Origin of the sequence: Nitrospirillum viridazoti CBAmc (genome assembly GCF_000730165.1) — a bacterium.
In the GTDB taxonomy this organism is placed as follows: domain Bacteria; phylum Pseudomonadota; class Alphaproteobacteria; order Azospirillales; family Azospirillaceae; genus Nitrospirillum; species Nitrospirillum viridazoti.
Map to the genome: position 1 here is coordinate 401,131 of NZ_CP022111.1, position 15,585 is coordinate 416,715.

At 63.3% G+C, this 15,585-nt stretch carries 12 protein-coding genes; 6 read left to right on the forward strand and 6 right to left on the reverse strand.

The features are described from left to right. Positions 1-50: 50 nt before the first annotated feature. The 4 genes from Y958_RS15245 to Y958_RS15260 all read right to left on the reverse strand — a co-directional run bounded on the left by Y958_RS15245 (position 51) and on the right by Y958_RS15260 (position 3,807). A complete protein-coding gene (locus tag Y958_RS15245) occupies positions 51-467 on the reverse strand; it encodes an acyl-CoA thioesterase (protein ID WP_088872905.1) in 417 nt (138 codons plus the stop codon). Between the two features lies 1 nt (position 468). Next, the gene (locus Y958_RS15250) at positions 469-951 is read right to left on the reverse strand and encodes a MarR family winged helix-turn-helix transcriptional regulator (protein WP_040843198.1); all 483 of its coding nucleotides are present in this window, start codon (positions 949-951) and stop codon (positions 469-471) included. 204 nt (positions 952-1,155) lie between these two features. Beyond that, on the reverse strand, positions 1,156-2,427 hold the full coding sequence (locus Y958_RS15255) for a hypothetical protein (RefSeq protein ID WP_145727587.1): 1,272 nt from the start codon (positions 2,425-2,427) through the stop codon (positions 1,156-1,158). Between the two features lie 309 nt (positions 2,428-2,736). Then, the gene (locus Y958_RS15260; protein ID WP_088872907.1) at positions 2,737-3,807 is read right to left on the reverse strand and encodes an AraC family transcriptional regulator; all 1,071 of its coding nucleotides are present in this window, start codon (positions 3,805-3,807) and stop codon (positions 2,737-2,739) included. Positions 3,808-4,085: 278 nt separating this feature from the next. Here Y958_RS15260 and Y958_RS15265 point away from each other — a divergent pair, with 278 nt between their 5' ends. The 3 genes from Y958_RS15265 to Y958_RS15275 all read left to right on the forward strand — a co-directional run bounded on the left by Y958_RS15265 (position 4,086) and on the right by Y958_RS15275 (position 7,094). Then, on the forward strand, positions 4,086-5,225 hold the full coding sequence (locus Y958_RS15265) for an ornithine cyclodeaminase family protein (protein ID WP_088872908.1): 1,140 nt from the start codon (positions 4,086-4,088) through the stop codon (positions 5,223-5,225). Positions 5,226-5,294: 69 nt separating this feature from the next. After that, on the forward strand, positions 5,295-5,717 hold the full coding sequence (locus Y958_RS15270; RefSeq protein ID WP_088872909.1) for a Rid family hydrolase: 423 nt from the start codon (positions 5,295-5,297) through the stop codon (positions 5,715-5,717). A gap of 78 nt (positions 5,718-5,795) precedes the next feature. Then, positions 5,796-7,094, forward strand: a complete 1,299-nt coding sequence (locus Y958_RS15275; RefSeq protein ID WP_088872910.1) for an NAD(P)/FAD-dependent oxidoreductase — start codon at positions 5,796-5,798, stop codon at positions 7,092-7,094. A 104-nt stretch (positions 7,095-7,198) separates the two neighbouring features. On the opposite strand, the gene Y958_RS15280 is transcribed toward Y958_RS15275, so the two are convergent. Together Y958_RS15280 and Y958_RS15285 are read right to left on the reverse strand one after the other, a co-directional pair. Next, positions 7,199-8,737, reverse strand: a complete 1,539-nt coding sequence (locus Y958_RS15280; RefSeq protein ID WP_088872911.1) for an aldehyde dehydrogenase family protein — start codon at positions 8,735-8,737, stop codon at positions 7,199-7,201. A gap of 70 nt (positions 8,738-8,807) precedes the next feature. After that, a complete protein-coding gene (locus Y958_RS15285; RefSeq protein ID WP_244909531.1) occupies positions 8,808-10,298 on the reverse strand; it encodes an APC family permease in 1,491 nt (496 codons plus the stop codon). A 442-nt stretch (positions 10,299-10,740) separates the two neighbouring features. Between Y958_RS15285 and Y958_RS15290 the strand changes: the two genes are divergently transcribed. From Y958_RS15290 to Y958_RS32000, 3 genes are all read left to right on the forward strand, one after another. Beyond that, positions 10,741-11,682: a carbon-nitrogen hydrolase family protein gene (locus Y958_RS15290; RefSeq protein ID WP_088872912.1), complete on the forward strand. Its 942-nt coding sequence runs from the start codon at positions 10,741-10,743 to the stop codon at positions 11,680-11,682. A gap of 506 nt (positions 11,683-12,188) precedes the next feature. After that, positions 12,189-14,594 carry a TonB-dependent receptor gene (locus Y958_RS15295; protein WP_088872913.1) on the forward strand — a complete coding sequence of 802 codons (2,406 nt, stop codon included), beginning with the start codon at positions 12,189-12,191 and terminating at the stop codon, positions 14,592-14,594. A gap of 326 nt (positions 14,595-14,920) precedes the next feature. Beyond that, on the forward strand, positions 14,921-15,577 hold the full coding sequence (locus tag Y958_RS32000) for a hypothetical protein (RefSeq protein WP_186291416.1): 657 nt from the start codon (positions 14,921-14,923) through the stop codon (positions 15,575-15,577). The last annotated feature ends 8 nt before the right edge of the window (positions 15,578-15,585 follow it).

The window sequence follows — 15,585 nt, forward strand, 5'->3', positions numbered from 1 at the left end:
TCGCCGCAGCAGGGCGGCGGTTACCCTTTGGAGGTCGGGAACCGGGCGCGCTAGACCGCGTGAACGATTCCCTCCAAAATGCTTGACCGCATGTCCTGGGGCCATGGGGTCGCGCGACGGGTTTGCAGATCCATGCAGACCAAAACCACATTGGCCTGCAATCTCACCCGGTCGTCTCCGCTGAACACGACGTGCAGATGGCAACTGCTGCGGCCGACTTCACGCGGGGATATGGAGATCGTCAACACATCGCCAAGTTCACTGGGGGAGACGAATTCGACGTCGAGCTTGACGGTCGGTACCCCAATGCGGTGGTGAAGATGCAGGGTCCTGAAGTCCTGTCCGAGTGCTTGCGCGCACCAGTCCTCTACCGCCGCATTCAGCATCTCGAAATAGCGTGGATAAAAGACGATGCCGGCCGCGTCGATGTGGGCGAAGCGGACCTGGGTGGTGGTTTCGAAAGGCATGTCAGTTCTCTTTGGAAAGAAGCGACCGGAGGTCCGTCAGAAGCTCCAGCAATGTCGCCATCCGCTCAGGGGGGAAGTCGCGGAACACATCCGCGATCCATTGGTGGTGGGCCTCGGCGAGGGTGAGGAACCGCGCCCGTCCAGCCTTGGTCAAGGACACGATCGCGGAGCGGGCGTCCTGCGGGTCAACCGCCGACTGCACCAACCCCTGCACCTGCAGCTGGCGCACGATGGAAGTCACGTTGCCGTTCGAGACCAGGAGCGCCCGCGACAGGGCCCCCATGCTGAGGCCGCCCGGGACACGGTAAAGCGCGGCCATGACATCGAACCGCGGCAGCGTGGTGTCGAACTGTTCTTCGAAATTGCGCCTCAGGCGCTTCTCGCCAATCTTGGCGCAGCCGAGTAATCGAACCCACATGCGCAGTTCCGTGGAACCCGCCCCGATGGGGGAGCGCTCGTCACTCGTCTCGCTATCGGCAGTCATGTGTACTCTTGTGCGTCTGGATGTGTGCGTCTGGATGACAGGAATCCGCTGGCCCTTGGCCGCGGCTGGCCCAGCCGTCTCCGCTTTAGTTTAGGTTTAAAGCAAAAAGGCGGTTTGTCCAAGTGGATTACCCGGACCCGGATATCCCGGGTTCGGCGCCGGAAATCCGCAATACCAGGTTGGGGGCGGTCGGCCGCCGACGCTTCAGCGGATCGCCCGCACGAAAACCGGACGTTGGCTGAGGGCCACGCCATTGACGACGCGGATCTCGAAAAGGGCTTCATAGTCCCCGTGAATGTCAGCCCGGGATTCGATGGTCCGCAGTTGCTTTGAATTGGAAACAAGACCGGCCATATTCTGCACGGCCGCATCCCCGATCCCGGCAACTACGAAAATATGTTTGCCCATGGGGCCGGGCAGGCTGGCGATATAGCCGTAATCCACCACGGGCTTGTTTTCCTGGAGGGCATCCAGATCGGCAGCAAATCGATTGCCGGAGGTCGCATCAACCAGTTCGTTATAGGAATCGCCAAGTCGCAGGTGGGAGGTTTGGAATATTGAGGCAGCCACGCGCCCCAGGTCGGAAAACCGCCCCACGTAGACGAGGTTTTCCGTTCCCAGAAGGTCGACTCTGAGTTTCGACCCCGGGACGAGCTGCATCTGGCTGGCATTGTCCGGACGGGATCGCGCGATGGCGTTCTGCACGGTCCAGGCGGCGACCACCGTGCCGGCCGGTGCGAGATTCAGATCCAGGTCGTAAAGCCGGTAGAACGCATCGGGATGCGTCTTCAGATAAGCCCCGAGATCGTCGCGCGAGCGGATGCCGGGCTCCAGGATCATGCGCTGCACTTCCCGCTGGTCTTCCGTTTCGGCGACCATGAAAGCGTCACCCACCACCAGCTGCGCCGTTTCGTCCGTCGCCAGCGGTCGCCAGAACGCCGTCGACCGCAATTGCTCCTGGTCCCCTCGCTCTGCCCAATGCACTGGCCCCGGGAACCAGAACGCAAGCCCGCTGAAGGTCATGATCAACAACGCGCCGAGCACGACAAGCCGCGGCCGCGTGCCCAGCTTCGGCCAGGCCCAATTCCCCGGCGTCAGCCTCGGGGCGCGGCCGTCGGGTTTGCCGGGCGGTACGGCCAGGACGATGCGGTATTCGCCTTTGGGAATTTCCAACCTGGGACCCGGCTGGCCGGCGTAGAAGTCATGAAGCCGCTTTCGCAGCCGATGGACATAGACGCGGACCCCGGAATCCAGCGACTGCGATGTCGCACCCGGGGCGTCGTTTCGGCCAAACACGGCGAAGGCGATTTCGATCTCCTTCGGCGCGCGCTCGTCATTGGACCGCTCGACCAGAAAATCGAACAGCTGCAGCAGGGCGGCCGATCGGGCGGCTGTCAGCGCGACCCTGAATTTCGCCACCTCCTCATCGAACGCTGACGCAGAAACGGGGGTATCACCTGACCGGGGAACCTTCACGCCTCGCTCCATTCTGTATCGGTCAAGTTTTTATCCGATCACGGCCCGTCGTCGGCCACCCAGCCGCGCACCTGCCCCTTGTGTTGCGGAAATCTCTCCCCGGCACGGCGCCGGTCGCCGGCCGATCGCGAGGAATTGCTAGGGTAGCAGCAAGGATCACAGCCTTTCAAAAATGTTTTGTTAATGACGCGCCAAAAACCCCGCAATGCGTCATTCTGGCTAGGCTGGGCCTGGGGCTTTCCGGTCGCTGGCCATGTTGGTCCTGCGCCGGGAATTGGCGTATTGGCATGCCCCCGCCACATGATGGGGCTATCGCGTATTTTTCGAGTAGCGACCAGGTGAAATGCCGGTCCAGTCCTTGAAAGCGCGTGAGAAAGTCGCCGTGTCCGAATATCCCAGCTGTTCGGCCGCTACGGAAAGCGGAAGATCGGCTGCCGCCAGAATCAGCCTTGCCCGCTCCTGCCTGGCCTCCTGAAGCAGCGCCCGGAACGAGGTTCCTTCCTCCATCAAGCGCCGGCGCAGGGAACGTTCGGAAAGCTTCAGTTCCGCCGCGGCCAAGGCGCAATCGACCCGGGCGCGTCCCAGCCTGCGGGCGATAATATCCTTAGTCAGGGCGACCAGCCCTCCGCCCGGCGCGGCCGCCGGCCCCATCAGGTCCAGCAGATGCCGTTCCAGGACGGACTTGAGTTTTTCATCCTCGGGAGACAGCACGCTCACAAGTGGCTTGTCGAGGTCTTCGTTGCGGATGATCAGCGCGTTGGCCACTTGGTTGCCCAGAACCGGCGCTCGGAAAAACCGCGTGAGGAACGCGTCCCGTCCGGTGATCGGATGTTCGAGATGAACCTCGGCCGGAGACCATTTTGCGGACGTCAGTTGCCTGACCAGGTTGGCGTATCCCGAAAGCGCGAATTCCGCGTCCTGTTGCCGGGGCCAGATCCGCGGGTCCTCGATGCGATAGCTGTAGGTGGTGCGGTCGGGGCCGATTTGGCTGTCGAACGAGGTTTTGCTCTGCAAGCGCGACTGGAACAGCGTGAGACAGTCCAATGCGCCGCGCAACGTCCCGGACGCGCGTAGCAAGGCGTGGAATGGTCCCAGATCCGCGAGGCCGAACGATTGCCCCATCTCAAGACCAAGGTCTGGTCGCTGGAACTTGGCGGCAGCATGTTCCAGCAGCGCGACGTAGCGATGCAGAGGCACGCGTTCGTAGGGCTTATCAAGTTGTGACCGGAAAAACCCATAGTCCCGCAGCAAAGGATCGATGCGGTCGTCCACCTCAGAGAGGACGTTCAACAGTGCGGTGAGAAATAGCACCCGGATCGTCGGCTGATCGATCATTGCGGCGTCGGCATCATTCGGCGATGCGGCAGCGGTTTTAGGCATTTCTTGGAACCTTCCCTGACCGATTCTGCAAAGCAGCGGTCCCCCCCTGCAATTTACACATTCTTCCCCTTCGTTGAAATTGCCCTTGTCCGCACAAGACCAGGACCGCTTCCCAGCCACGGCGGCCGGTGATCGCAAGGTTCGGGGAAATGCTGACGGCGGTCGTTTCCGTCCTGAGCGGTTCCATCAATCGACGCCAGTTCAGGCCGCCGCGGTGCCGCGCCGCTACGGAGCCTGTCCAGGTCGTCAGCAACCCGCCCCTCTCCTGAGCTGGAATCATGAACACCTTGCCCAAGATCGATTTTATCTATCTTTCCGAACCGGACATGATCCGGGCGGGCGTGACCGATATGGCCGCCTGTGTCGACACCATGGAGGAAATGTTCCGCCTGCTCCATGTCGGCGACTATCGCATGGCGGGGCCGGACAGCAATTCGCACGGCGCCATCGTGGTCTTTCCGGAGGACTCGCCCTTTCCGGACATGCCGAAACCGACGGCGGATCGACGGTTCATGGCCATGCCCGCCTATTTGGGGGGAAGCTTCCGGACCGCGGGAATGAAGTGGTACGGCTCGAACATCGAGAACCGCGGCAAGGGCCTGCCCCGTTCCATCCTGATGTTCATCCTCAATGATGCCGACACGGGCGCCCCCCTGGCCGTGATGTCGGCCAACCTGCTGTCGGCTTATCGGACCGGCGCGGTGCCGGGGGTGGGCGCCCGGCATCTGGCACGGAAAGAGTCGCGGGTGGTCGGCATCCTGGGCCCGGGGGTTATGGCGAAGACCTCGCTTTCGGCTTTCATGGCGACCTGCCCCCACATCGATACGGTCAAGGTGAAGGGGCGGGGGCAGCAGAACATCGACACCTTCCTCGCCTGGCTGAAGCAGACCTATCCGCAAGTCACCACCGTGACGGTGGTAGACACCGATGAGGAGGTGGTGCGCGGTTCCGACATCGCCACCTTCTGCGCGTCGGTCGCGACGGGTGACCCATCCAAGTACCCGACGGTCAAGCGCGACTGGGTCAGCCCGGGGACCTTTCTGTCGATGCCCGCGCCCTGCAATATCGACGAAGGGATGGAGGCTCCGGAAATTCGGAAGGTGCTGGATTTCGCCGGCCTTTACGAAACCTATCAGCAAGAGAATCCCAAGCCGGTCCATAACCTTATCCCGGCGGTGGGCGTGCGTTTCTTCGATTTGGTGGACGAAGGCCGCATCGCGCGCGGGCAGCTTGAGGATCTCGGCAGGATTGCCGCGGGCGATGCCCCCGGCCGCCGCAACGATGATGAGATCATCATCCTGTCGGTCGGCGGCATGGCCGTGGAAGACGTCGCCTGGGGCACGCGGGTCTACCGCAACGCCCTGGCCAACGGAATCGGCGTGAGCCTGCGCCTGTGGGACGAGCCCGCCCTGCGATGACTCCCCCCCCGTGCCACCCGCCGCAAATCCCCCCTACCCATACACCTCATATCGCATGGAGAGCTTGAGATGCCCGATGTCATCAAGATCAAGACCGGGAATAAGTTCGAGGAACACGGCAGCTACTCGCGTTTGGTCGCCGTCGACGATCTGATCTTCGTGTCCAACACAGCCGGCCGGAACCCGCGCACCAAGGTGCTGTCCAATGATCCGGCAGAACAGGCCCTGCAGGCGCTGAGCAATATCGAAGGCGCGCTGGCGGCTGTCGACGCGACGCTGGAGGATGTGGTTGCCGCGCGGGTTTTCGTGCAGTTCCCGGACGATGTGGAAACCGTCATGGCCGCCTACGGAAGCCGGATGCGGGGGATCAACCCCACGCTGACCATGACCTGTCCGCCGCTCGGCTCCCTTCAATACAAGGTGGAAATCGAGGTTACGGCCTGGCGCGGCGCGTCCAAGGCGACTGTGAAGGAAATGCGGATCACCCTGTGAGCGTGGCGTCCACCCCGCGTGGCGGCCCGTTGGCGGCATGGGGGATGGGCGCCTGCATCCAGTTTGAAGAAACGGACCATGGCTCCTGACATAATACCTGTAGAAACGTCCTCGGATTTTCCGGCCGCAACCACGGTCGTCGTCATTGGTGGCGGCATCGTCGGCCTGGTGGCGGCGCTGACGCTGGCGGAGCGTGGCGTTCCGGTGGTGGTGCTGGAAAAGGGCCGCATTGCCGGGGAACAGTCGTCCCGCAACCTCGGCTGGGTGCGCAAGATGCTGCGGCCGACACCGGATTTGCCGATGGCTCAGGCAGCCGAGGGCCTTTGGGCGGAGATGCCGCGGCGGGTTGGCGGCGATTGCGGCTATCGTCCGGCCGGCATCATGTACGTCGCCCGAACGCCGGCGGAAATGGCCGCGCACGAGCGTTGGTTGGACTCGGTCAAGGGGGCGTCGCTCGACAGCCGCCTGCTCAGTCCCCGGGAAATCACGGAACTGGCGCCAGGGGCGGCGGAACCGTTTGTCGGTGGCATATACACTCCGTCCGACGGCCGAGCCGAACCCACGTTCGCGTCCAGTGCCATCGCCCGGGCGGCCATGGCGAAGGGGGCGGTCATCATCGAGAACTGTGCCGTCCGTACACTGTCGACGGCGGCGGGTGCCGTTGGCGGCGTTGTGACCGAACGCGGGGAAATACGGTGTGAGCAGGTCATTCTGGCTGGCGGCGTCTGGTCGCGGCGCTTCCTGGGGAATCTCGGGATCCGGTTGTTGACCTTGCCGTTGGTCGCGTCCGTACTGCGCACCGATCCGATGCAGGGGCCCACCGATATCGCCGTCGGCGGACCGGATTTCTCTTTCCGGAAGCGGCACGACGGCGGCTACACCATCACACAGCGGGGCGCGCTGTTCGCGCCGCTGCTGCTCGATCACTTGCTGATCGGCCCCCGCTATCTTTCAACGCTGATGGCGCAATGGAAGAATCTGCGCGTCACGCTGGGCCGGGACTTCCTGGATGATCTGGCGTTGCCGCGGCGCTGGGGGCCGGACTCGGTTTCCCCGTTCGAGCTGGTCCGCACGATGGACCCGCCGGTCAATGTGGGCCTCAACGAGGAAGCCATGGTTAACCTCACGGCGGCCTGGCCGGCTTTCCGCAAGGCGTGGGTGGCGCAGGCATGGGGTGGGATGATCGATGTCACGCCGGACTCGCTGCCGGTGATCGGTCCGGTGGCTGGAATCCCCGGCCTGATCCTGGCCTCCGGCTTTTCCGGCCACGGCTTCGGAACCGCACCGGCCGCCGGACAGCTTGCCGCCGATCTGGTCATGGGCAGGGTCCCGCTCATCGACCCGGCTCCCTACCGACTTGATCGTTTCCAGATCTGATCGGTCCTTGAGCAAAAAATGGCCCGCCGCGTGATGGGCAAAAACGCGGCGGGCCTTGACTGTGCCGCCGCCGGCCTGAGAGGGCTTAAGCCGCCGGCGACGCCTCAGTACCGCATCGAACCGGGGTCGAGCCGCATGCACACGGCCTTGGGCTCGGTAAACGCCTGCATCGCGTCGCCGCCGAACTCATGCCCCAGGCCCGACAATTTGTGCCCCCCGAATGGCATGGTGAGATCCAGGACGTTGTGGGTGTTCAGCCACACCGTGCCGGCGTCGATCCGTTCCGCCAGCAGGTGCGCGCGGTCGAGGTCGCGCGTCCAGATGCTGGCGGCCAAGCCGAAAGGCGTGTCGTTGGCCATGCGCACGATGTCACCCGGGTCCTCGACACGTACGGCGCAGACCACGGGTCCGAAGATCTCTTCCCGCATCACGGACATTTGCGCCGATACGCCGCCGAGCACGGTGGGCTTGTAGAACCAGCCGCCACCGTCGACGGCGCCGCCGCCGGCCAAGGCCACGGCGCCTTCAGCCAGGCCATTTTCCACGATGCCATCAACCCGATCGCGGTGTTGGGCCGAGATGAGCGGCCCCATCTGGGTGGCCGGATCGAAGGCCGAGCCAATCTTCAGGCCGCGCGCGATTTCACACACACCCTCGACCACCCTGTCATAGATGGGCGCCTCGACCAGCAGCCGCGAACCGGCGGTGCAAATCTGACCCGAATTGGCGAAGATGGCCGCCGCCGCGCCCGGAATCGCACGGTCCAGATCGGCATCGGCAAGAATGATTGTCGGCGACTTGCCACCCAATTCGAGGGTGACCCGTTTCATCGTCGCGACCGAGGCGGCCAGGATGCTTTGGCCGGTGGCCGTGGAGCCGGTGAAGGCGATCTTGCGCACGGCCGGGTGACCAACAAGGGCAGCGCCAATCTCCATGCCGTCGCCGGTCACGATATTGACCGACCCTGCCGGAAAGCCGGCCTCCACGATCAGTTCACCAAGCCGAAGTGTGGTCAGGGAGGTTTCCGGCGAAGGCTTGAGGACAACGGTGCAGCCAAAGGCGATGGCCGGCGCAATCTTCTGGATCGCTTGGCCCAGGGGGAAGTTCCATGGGGTGATGCCGCCGACGACGCCCAGGGGCCGCCGTTGGGTGTAGGCGCGATAGACGGCGTCTTCAGGCACCAGCGGCGAATGGGAGACATAGTCACCCGCGATTTTCGAAGCCCACCCCGCGTAGTGCCGCAGGCCGTCGATGGTGAACTGGAGATCAATCGCCCGCGTGACGGCCAACAGCTTGCCGCTGTCCAGCGACTCCAGGGCCGCCAGTTCCTCCCTATGCTTTTCCACCAGCAAGGCCAGGCGTTCCAGCAGCCTGCCGCGGTCCAAGGGGCGCATCATGCGCCACGCGCGGCTCTCGAAGCAGCGTTGCGCCGCCATCACCGCGCGATCCACATCCGCACGGGAGCAGGCGGGGAACTGAGTAATCCTACGGCCGGTCGATGGATCGAGCGCATCGATCATCCGGCCTGGCCGGAGAGGGGGGGCCAACTGGCCGTCGATCAGCAGCAGGCCGCTGGGCAGGGGCGGCGAGGGTGGGATGGCCGCCTTGCCGGAAGGCGCCCGTTCGGACTCGTTCGACGTCATTGTTCACTCCAGGAAGGTTGGCCGCCGCGCCGATGGCCGCATGGCCATTCCGATGCGGGCGGCGCGGTCGTCACGCGGTCGCCTTGACCTTGATCTCGTGGATGTCCTCCCCCGGGAGGATTTCTTCGATTTGCGTCGCGCCAACACGCGCATACATGTCCGGGTGGAACTTCCGGAGGCAGGTGCCGTGGGTGAGGCCAATCGCCGCGACCGCCAGGAAAAGAAAAGGCAGGCAGTTGATGGCGAGAAGGTCCGTACCGGTCAGGGCGGAGTAGTTCCGCAGGGACAAGTAGGTGGCGACCGCGATCAGGAACCCGCCGATCAAGGGCGCGGCGGTCTTGCCCGCTGAGAATTCGCGCCGGCGGGCGAAGTACAAGGGGATCGAAAGCGAGGTCGCCGTCAGGAGTATTTCAAGGCCGACCGCCCCCATCGAGGAAAGGCTGGTGGCCAGATTCAGCAGCGGGTCAAGGCCAGCCAGGGCAAAAAGGGCGACGACGCCTGAAAAGATCGCGGTCAATAACGCGCATGCCACGTAGGGCGACCCGTGGACGGGATGCGCCTTTCCCAGCGGGGCGGGCAGAAGCCCATCGCGCGACAACGCGAACAGATAGCGCGTGATGTTGTTGAAGAAGCCAAGCGCCGCGGCGAACAGGCTGGTCACGGTGAGAAGGTTGAGCGCATCCCGGCCAAGCCCGCCCAGATAGCGTCCGGCAATACCTGTGACAAGCCGACCTGGATCGGCGAGAGCGACCGTTTTGATGGCGTCGGGTGAAACGGCGAGCACCAGGCACCAGGCGGAAAGCACGTAGAAGGTGCCGAGTATCAGCACCGCCCCATAGGTGGCGCGCGGAATGGTGACCTGCCGTTCCTTCGCCTCTTCCTGGTAAATCGCGGTGGCCTCGAAGCCGATGCAGCCGTTGATGGCGTAAATCACGGATATGCCCAGGCCCGGCGCGAACACGGTCGATGGCGTGAAGCTGCTGAAATCCAGTCCCGAGAAGCCCTTCTCATAAAGGACCAGACCGTCGATCAGGAGGATGAGGCCCACTTCCAGCAACAACGCCACCGTCAGGACCTTGGCCGCCATCGTAATCTTGCGATAACCCAGCCAGGCGATGATCGCGATGCCGGCCGCGGCCCACAATTCCCACCGGCTTTCGATGCCGAAGGTGCTGCGCAGGAAGTCCGCGGCGAAGAAAGCCATAGCGCCGAGCGTGGAGGTGCCAGCGCAGATATAGGCCAGCACGGCGGTATAGGCGGCGGCGATCCCCGCCTCCTTGTTCAGGCTGGCGGCGATATAGGCGTAGAAGGCGCCCGCGTTCCTCACATGTGGTATCATGCGGACATATCCGACCGCAAACAGCAGCATGACGCCGCAAATGCCGAGCTGGGTTCCCGGCATTCCGGCACCGTTCCCGAAAGCGAAGGCCAGCGGGATGATCCCCGCCAGCACGCCCATAGGGGCCGCGCAGGCTAGGATCATGAAAATGATGTCGCCCGTCCCCAGCATGCCGGGAAAGAGACCGGTTCGGGGGGCAGGATAGGATGCGGGACGGGTCATGACGGATTGCAGTCCAGGGGTGGGAGGGAAGGCGGTGGGGATGTGTCGCGAACTGGTCAGCGGGGGCTGCGACGTTATCGTGAGCAGCGGCCCCTGCATGTCGATGTGTCAGCCGATAGGCGTCTGCCAAATTTTAGTTTATGCTTAAATTAAAATATGTGTGCCCAACGCAGCCGGTCCATAACGGGCGAGGCATGGCTCATGGAAGCCTCCTGCCAGTGTGGATAGCGGCTTCGCCATTTAAAATATACTGAAAAAACAATATGATATACGCATGTGCCGCAATTGATGTGCCCTTCAGGCTTTCTTTGTGCCGGCGCAGCGCATGTTCCCCTGAAGGTAAATGCTTTAGGCTTAAAATATCTTGCCTACTGGCCAAATGCAAGTATCTTGGCGGGCATACCGGCGCCTTGAAGGCGCATCCAGCGTGGAAAGGATCGACATGCCCTCGTCGCAGTTTCGTGTCGCCGTCGTGCAGGCGGCGTCCCTGCCGCACGACGCGTTGGCGTCGGCGCGCAAAGCGGCGGACCTCATTCGTGAGGCGGCGGTGACCGGTGCGCGCCTGGTGGTTTTCCCGGAGGCCTTTCTGGGGGGGTATCCCAAAGGGGCCTCGTTTGGCACGCCCGTGGGCATGCGCATGCCCGAAGGGCGTGAGGATTACCGCCGGTATCATGAGGCGGCGATCGCGCTGGACGGGCCCGAGGTCGAACTGCTGGCCGAAGCGACGGCGGCGACAGGGACGTTCGTCGTTATCGGGGTGATCGAACGTGACGGCGGGACGGTCTATTGCACCGCGTTGTTCCTCGATGGGGAAAAAGGCCTGGTTGCCAAGCATCGCAAGCTGATGCCCACGGGGGCGGAGCGGCTGATCTGGGGTTTCGGCGACGGATCGACGATGCCCGTCATCGAGACGCCGTTGGGGCGGATCGGCGCCGTCATCTGTTGGGAGAATTACATGCCCATGATGCGCATGGCGATGTATGACCAGGGTATCACGCTCTATTGCGCCCCCACGGCGGACGACCGCGACAGTTGGGCCGCCACCATGCGGCATATCGCTTTGGAGGGGCGCTGCTTCGTCCTGTCGGCCTGCCAGCACATCACGCGGGGCGCATATCCCGCCGACTTTGATTGCGCATTGGGGGACGATCCCGGCACGGTCCTGTTGCGCGGTGGTTCGATGATCGTGGCCCCCCTCGGGACGGTGCTCGCCGGGCCGCACTTCGGTGGCGAATCCATCCTGTATGCCGATATTGATCCGGCTGACGTGGTACGCGGCAAATATGACTTTGACGTCGCGGGCCACTATGCGCGGCCCGACATCTTCACCCTGACCGTCAACGTGGCGGCCCAACGCGCGGTGAGGCGCGAGGGGCGGGAATAGGACATAACCGCGGTCGGCGTCAGGGAAAATAATCGCGTCCTCCATCCGGTTCGACGCTCAAGGACGTTCAGCCGCCTCACGACCAGTGCGGCCGTTCACTCGATCCGGAAAGCTATGGAAAGCGGCGGGGCCGTTCACCCATCAAACGGTTTCGCAACCGTTAACTTAACCGTAACAGGGCGTACGCCTGTCTTTATTGGCCGGGTGTGGCAGCCGTCGCGGGGCCGGCTGGCACGCGAGGTTGGAGGAAAAGGTGTCTGGCGCGGAGATGGACGTGACCGTTCAGGTCCCCGGTGCCCCAGGACGTCCACTTCGGTCGATCAATCGTTGGCTTGGGCAAGGCTGGCCGTTTTGGTCATTCCGCCAAGGGTGTTCGTCGCGCCAGTCACGCACCCGCTCCGGTGATGGGGTGGCGACAAGATCCAGAGCGTTCACGCTCTCCCCGGTATGGGCCGCAGGCTCAACCGCGGAATAGAGAAAAATGACAAAGCAGGGAGTTACGAGACATGATGTTCAATAGTGAGCCGCGGCCGCTGGCGGTGGCGGCCAAGATTTCGGCTGGCGGGCGGGTTATGGTGAGCAAACGCCGGTTCATGAGGCGGGCTGCCTCCTGCGCACTGCTGGCGGGCTACGCCTTGACGGTGCTCCAGGCTGGTACGGCCGCGGCCCAGCAGAATAATTCCGCATCCACCTCCGCCGGCGACGAGCAGCCGCCCTTGCAGGAAATCGTCATCTCCGCACGCCGGAAGGACGAGCGGCTGACGGACGTTCCTGTTTCCGTAACGGCGATGTCTTCGGACTTCCTGGAAAAGCAGAACATACAAAGCTTTGCCGACTACGCGACCAAAATACCCAACTTGACGTTCCAATACGGCCAGGGATCGGATGGAACGTCGGTAGGATTCAGCGGCGGGCGTCAGACGACGATACGCGGGGTTACCGGGACGAACACCACCGCATACTATCTCAATGACACACCGATACCTGAAACGGTGAGCCCGCAGACATTGGGCCTTGAGCGCATCGAGGTTCTCAAGGGGCCGCAAGGGACGCTGTTCGGTGCCAGTTCGATGGGCGGCAACGTGCGCTTCATCACCAAGAAGCCGTCCCTTACGAACAGCGAATCCTCGGTCCAGGTCCAGGCGGGGGGGACGGACGGCGGCAGCATGGACGTAGGCGGCAATGCGCTGACGAACGTGGTCATAACGCCGGGCAAGGTGGCGATGAATTTCGCCGCCGGCGCGCAGCGGGACTCCGGTTATATCAAACGTGTTTTCCCGGACGCCGGGGGCAATCCTGTTACCAGGGACGGGCAGGGACGCCAGGACGACTTCTCGGGAATGACCACCTTGCGTGTCCAATTGACCGAGGATCTGGAGGCCTCACTCACCGCGATGGGGGAGGTGTCCGAACTGCATGGCTTTCCAGCCGCCTATGTTCCCCTGCCGGACTTCAAGCCGGTTTCCTATACCGTTCATCGTGACCGGGATGTTCAGGAATACTCCAAGGATCATTGGGGTCTCGGTTCCCTGGTCCTGACCTACAACGGCAACGGCTATTCCGTCGTATCTTCCACCAGCTATTTTGACCGCAAGGTACGGGAACTGGAGGACGATACCGAGGGCACGAATCAATACTTCCAGTCCGGTTTGGGCATCAATCTCCCGAATGACCCCGCGCTCTATGTCATTGATATTGTGCAAGATAAAAGAGTCACGCAAGAAAGTCGAATTTCCTTCGACGAGGGTACCCTCCTGCCTCATCTGTCCGGGGTAGCCGGTGTCTTCTATCAAGAAAAAGACGTGACCTTCCGTCAGCCGCCGGTTCAGGTGCCGGATTTCATTACCGCCGGCCTTCCGCAGGACTACCAGAATTCGGATACGATCCCGACGCAGGAAGAAAACATCGCTGCATTTGGTGAGCTGTATTATGAGGTCGTGCCAAAGCTGACCGTCACGCTCGGCTTGCGGCAATACTGGATCACGCAGCATGGCGACGCGCATGTGGCCACGGGCGTGGTCAACCCCCCCGATGGGGCCTACGCTCCGGAGCTGAACAATTACCAGTCGGGCCTGGTGCCCAAAGGGGTGGTGTCCTACAAGATCGACGACGATGCGATGGTGTATGCCTCGGCGGCCAAAGGCTTCCGCGTCGGCGGGGCGCAGGCGCCCTTGCCCGCCTTCTGCGCGGCAGATCTCGCGGCGATCGGTGTCAGCGCGGAGAAGGCGCAACGTTACCAGCCCGACTCCCTATGGAGCTACGAGGTCGGCGCCAAAGACCGGCTGGCCGATGGGCGCTTGAACATCTCGGTGGCCGGGTTCCAAATCGACTGGTCACAAGTTCAGCAGCAGGTCCAGCTTCCTCAATGCTCCTACAGTTTCCTGACCAACGCCGGCCGGGCGCAAATTCGCGGCGGGGAGCTGGAGCTGTCGGGGCGCCCGTTCGCCGACATCCCGCTGACACTTCAACTCGGTTTGGGATATACCGACGCCGTGCTGCAGGACCCTGGCCTTATTCCCCAGGCGCCGGACACCCGCCTGACCCAGGTCCCGAGATGGACCGGGACGGTGTCGGGATATTATGAAACCCCGATCAACGCCTCCACCGATCTGTTCGTCGCGGCGGACTACAGCTATACGGGGTCGGTCCTGGTCCCGAATATCGGCGCCGACGGCTTTTTGAGGCGTCAGCCTTTCAATATCGTCAACGGCAATATTGGTGTGCGCTTCGGCGGGTCCACGCTGTCAGTCTATGGCAAGAACCTGCTCAATGAACATTTGAATTACGGCAACCTCTATCCGTCCGGCTTCGTCCGCCAGCAATTCCTGCCGAACGGAACCTCCCAAAGCTTGCCGATGGCTGCTGTAAGCCGGCCTCGCCAGATCGGTATCCAGTACAAGGTCGATTTCTGAAATCCGTGGCGGCAGGCGTTTACTGGAAAACGCCAATCGCGGCGCCCGGCGGTAGTCGACGCCGGGCGCGTCACCCCAGGTTCGAACGGTTTCAGAACCGTTACCCTGTCATGAGGAACCCGCGCGCGGGCGATCGTTCGAAAGCGCCCCGCCGGAAGCGGCCGGCACGTTGCGAGGCGTGCCGTCCATCCCTAGGGACAACGGGCGAGCCGAGATGTGGAGGTTTCAGTCATGAAGAGTGGAAGATGTATCGTGCTGCGGGACGGGTGCGGGCCTGCCGCCGGCGGTGCCGATCCTGGCGCAACCCCTTGCTCCGGTGACCGCGTATGACCAGGCCCGACGTTGGAAGGGAAAACCAAGCCCGTGCAACTATGGCGGCCGCCCCGCGGCCCCGCCTGCGCCTGTCCCGCACCACGGTGGCCATCCTTTTGGTATGCGGTGCTGTGGCTGGGGGCGGGCGCTGGTACGTTTCGCGTGCGGAATCGGCCCAGGTCGCCTCAGCGCGTGAGGCGAAGTCCGGATCGCCCTTCAAGGTGTTCGCGACCATCCAGGAGCTTATGGACAGTACGGTCGACCCCGCGGCGGACGGCGTTTGGGATTCCGTCGCGGTCATCAGCACCGAGGCGGGCGTCGAAAAGCGGGAGCCGCGGACGCCGGAGGAATGGCAGGAAGTCCGGCGCCATGCGCTCACTCTTCTCGAGGCGATGAACCTTGTGGTGATGGAGGGGCGCCACGCCGCGCCGCCGGGGGCTCAGCCGAAGCTCGGCGAACTCGACCCCAAGCAGATTGACGTCCTCATCCGGGCGAACAAGCCCTCATTCGCCGCTTTCGCCGACGATGTCAGGGCCACCACGCTCGAGGCCCTCGCAGCCATCGACAAGCGGGACGTCAAGGCGCTGGTCGTGGCGGGCGGCAAGATCGACCAGGCTTGCGAGGGGTGCCACGTTACCTTCTGGTATCCGGAGTCAGCGGCCCCCCGCTGACCGGGGTG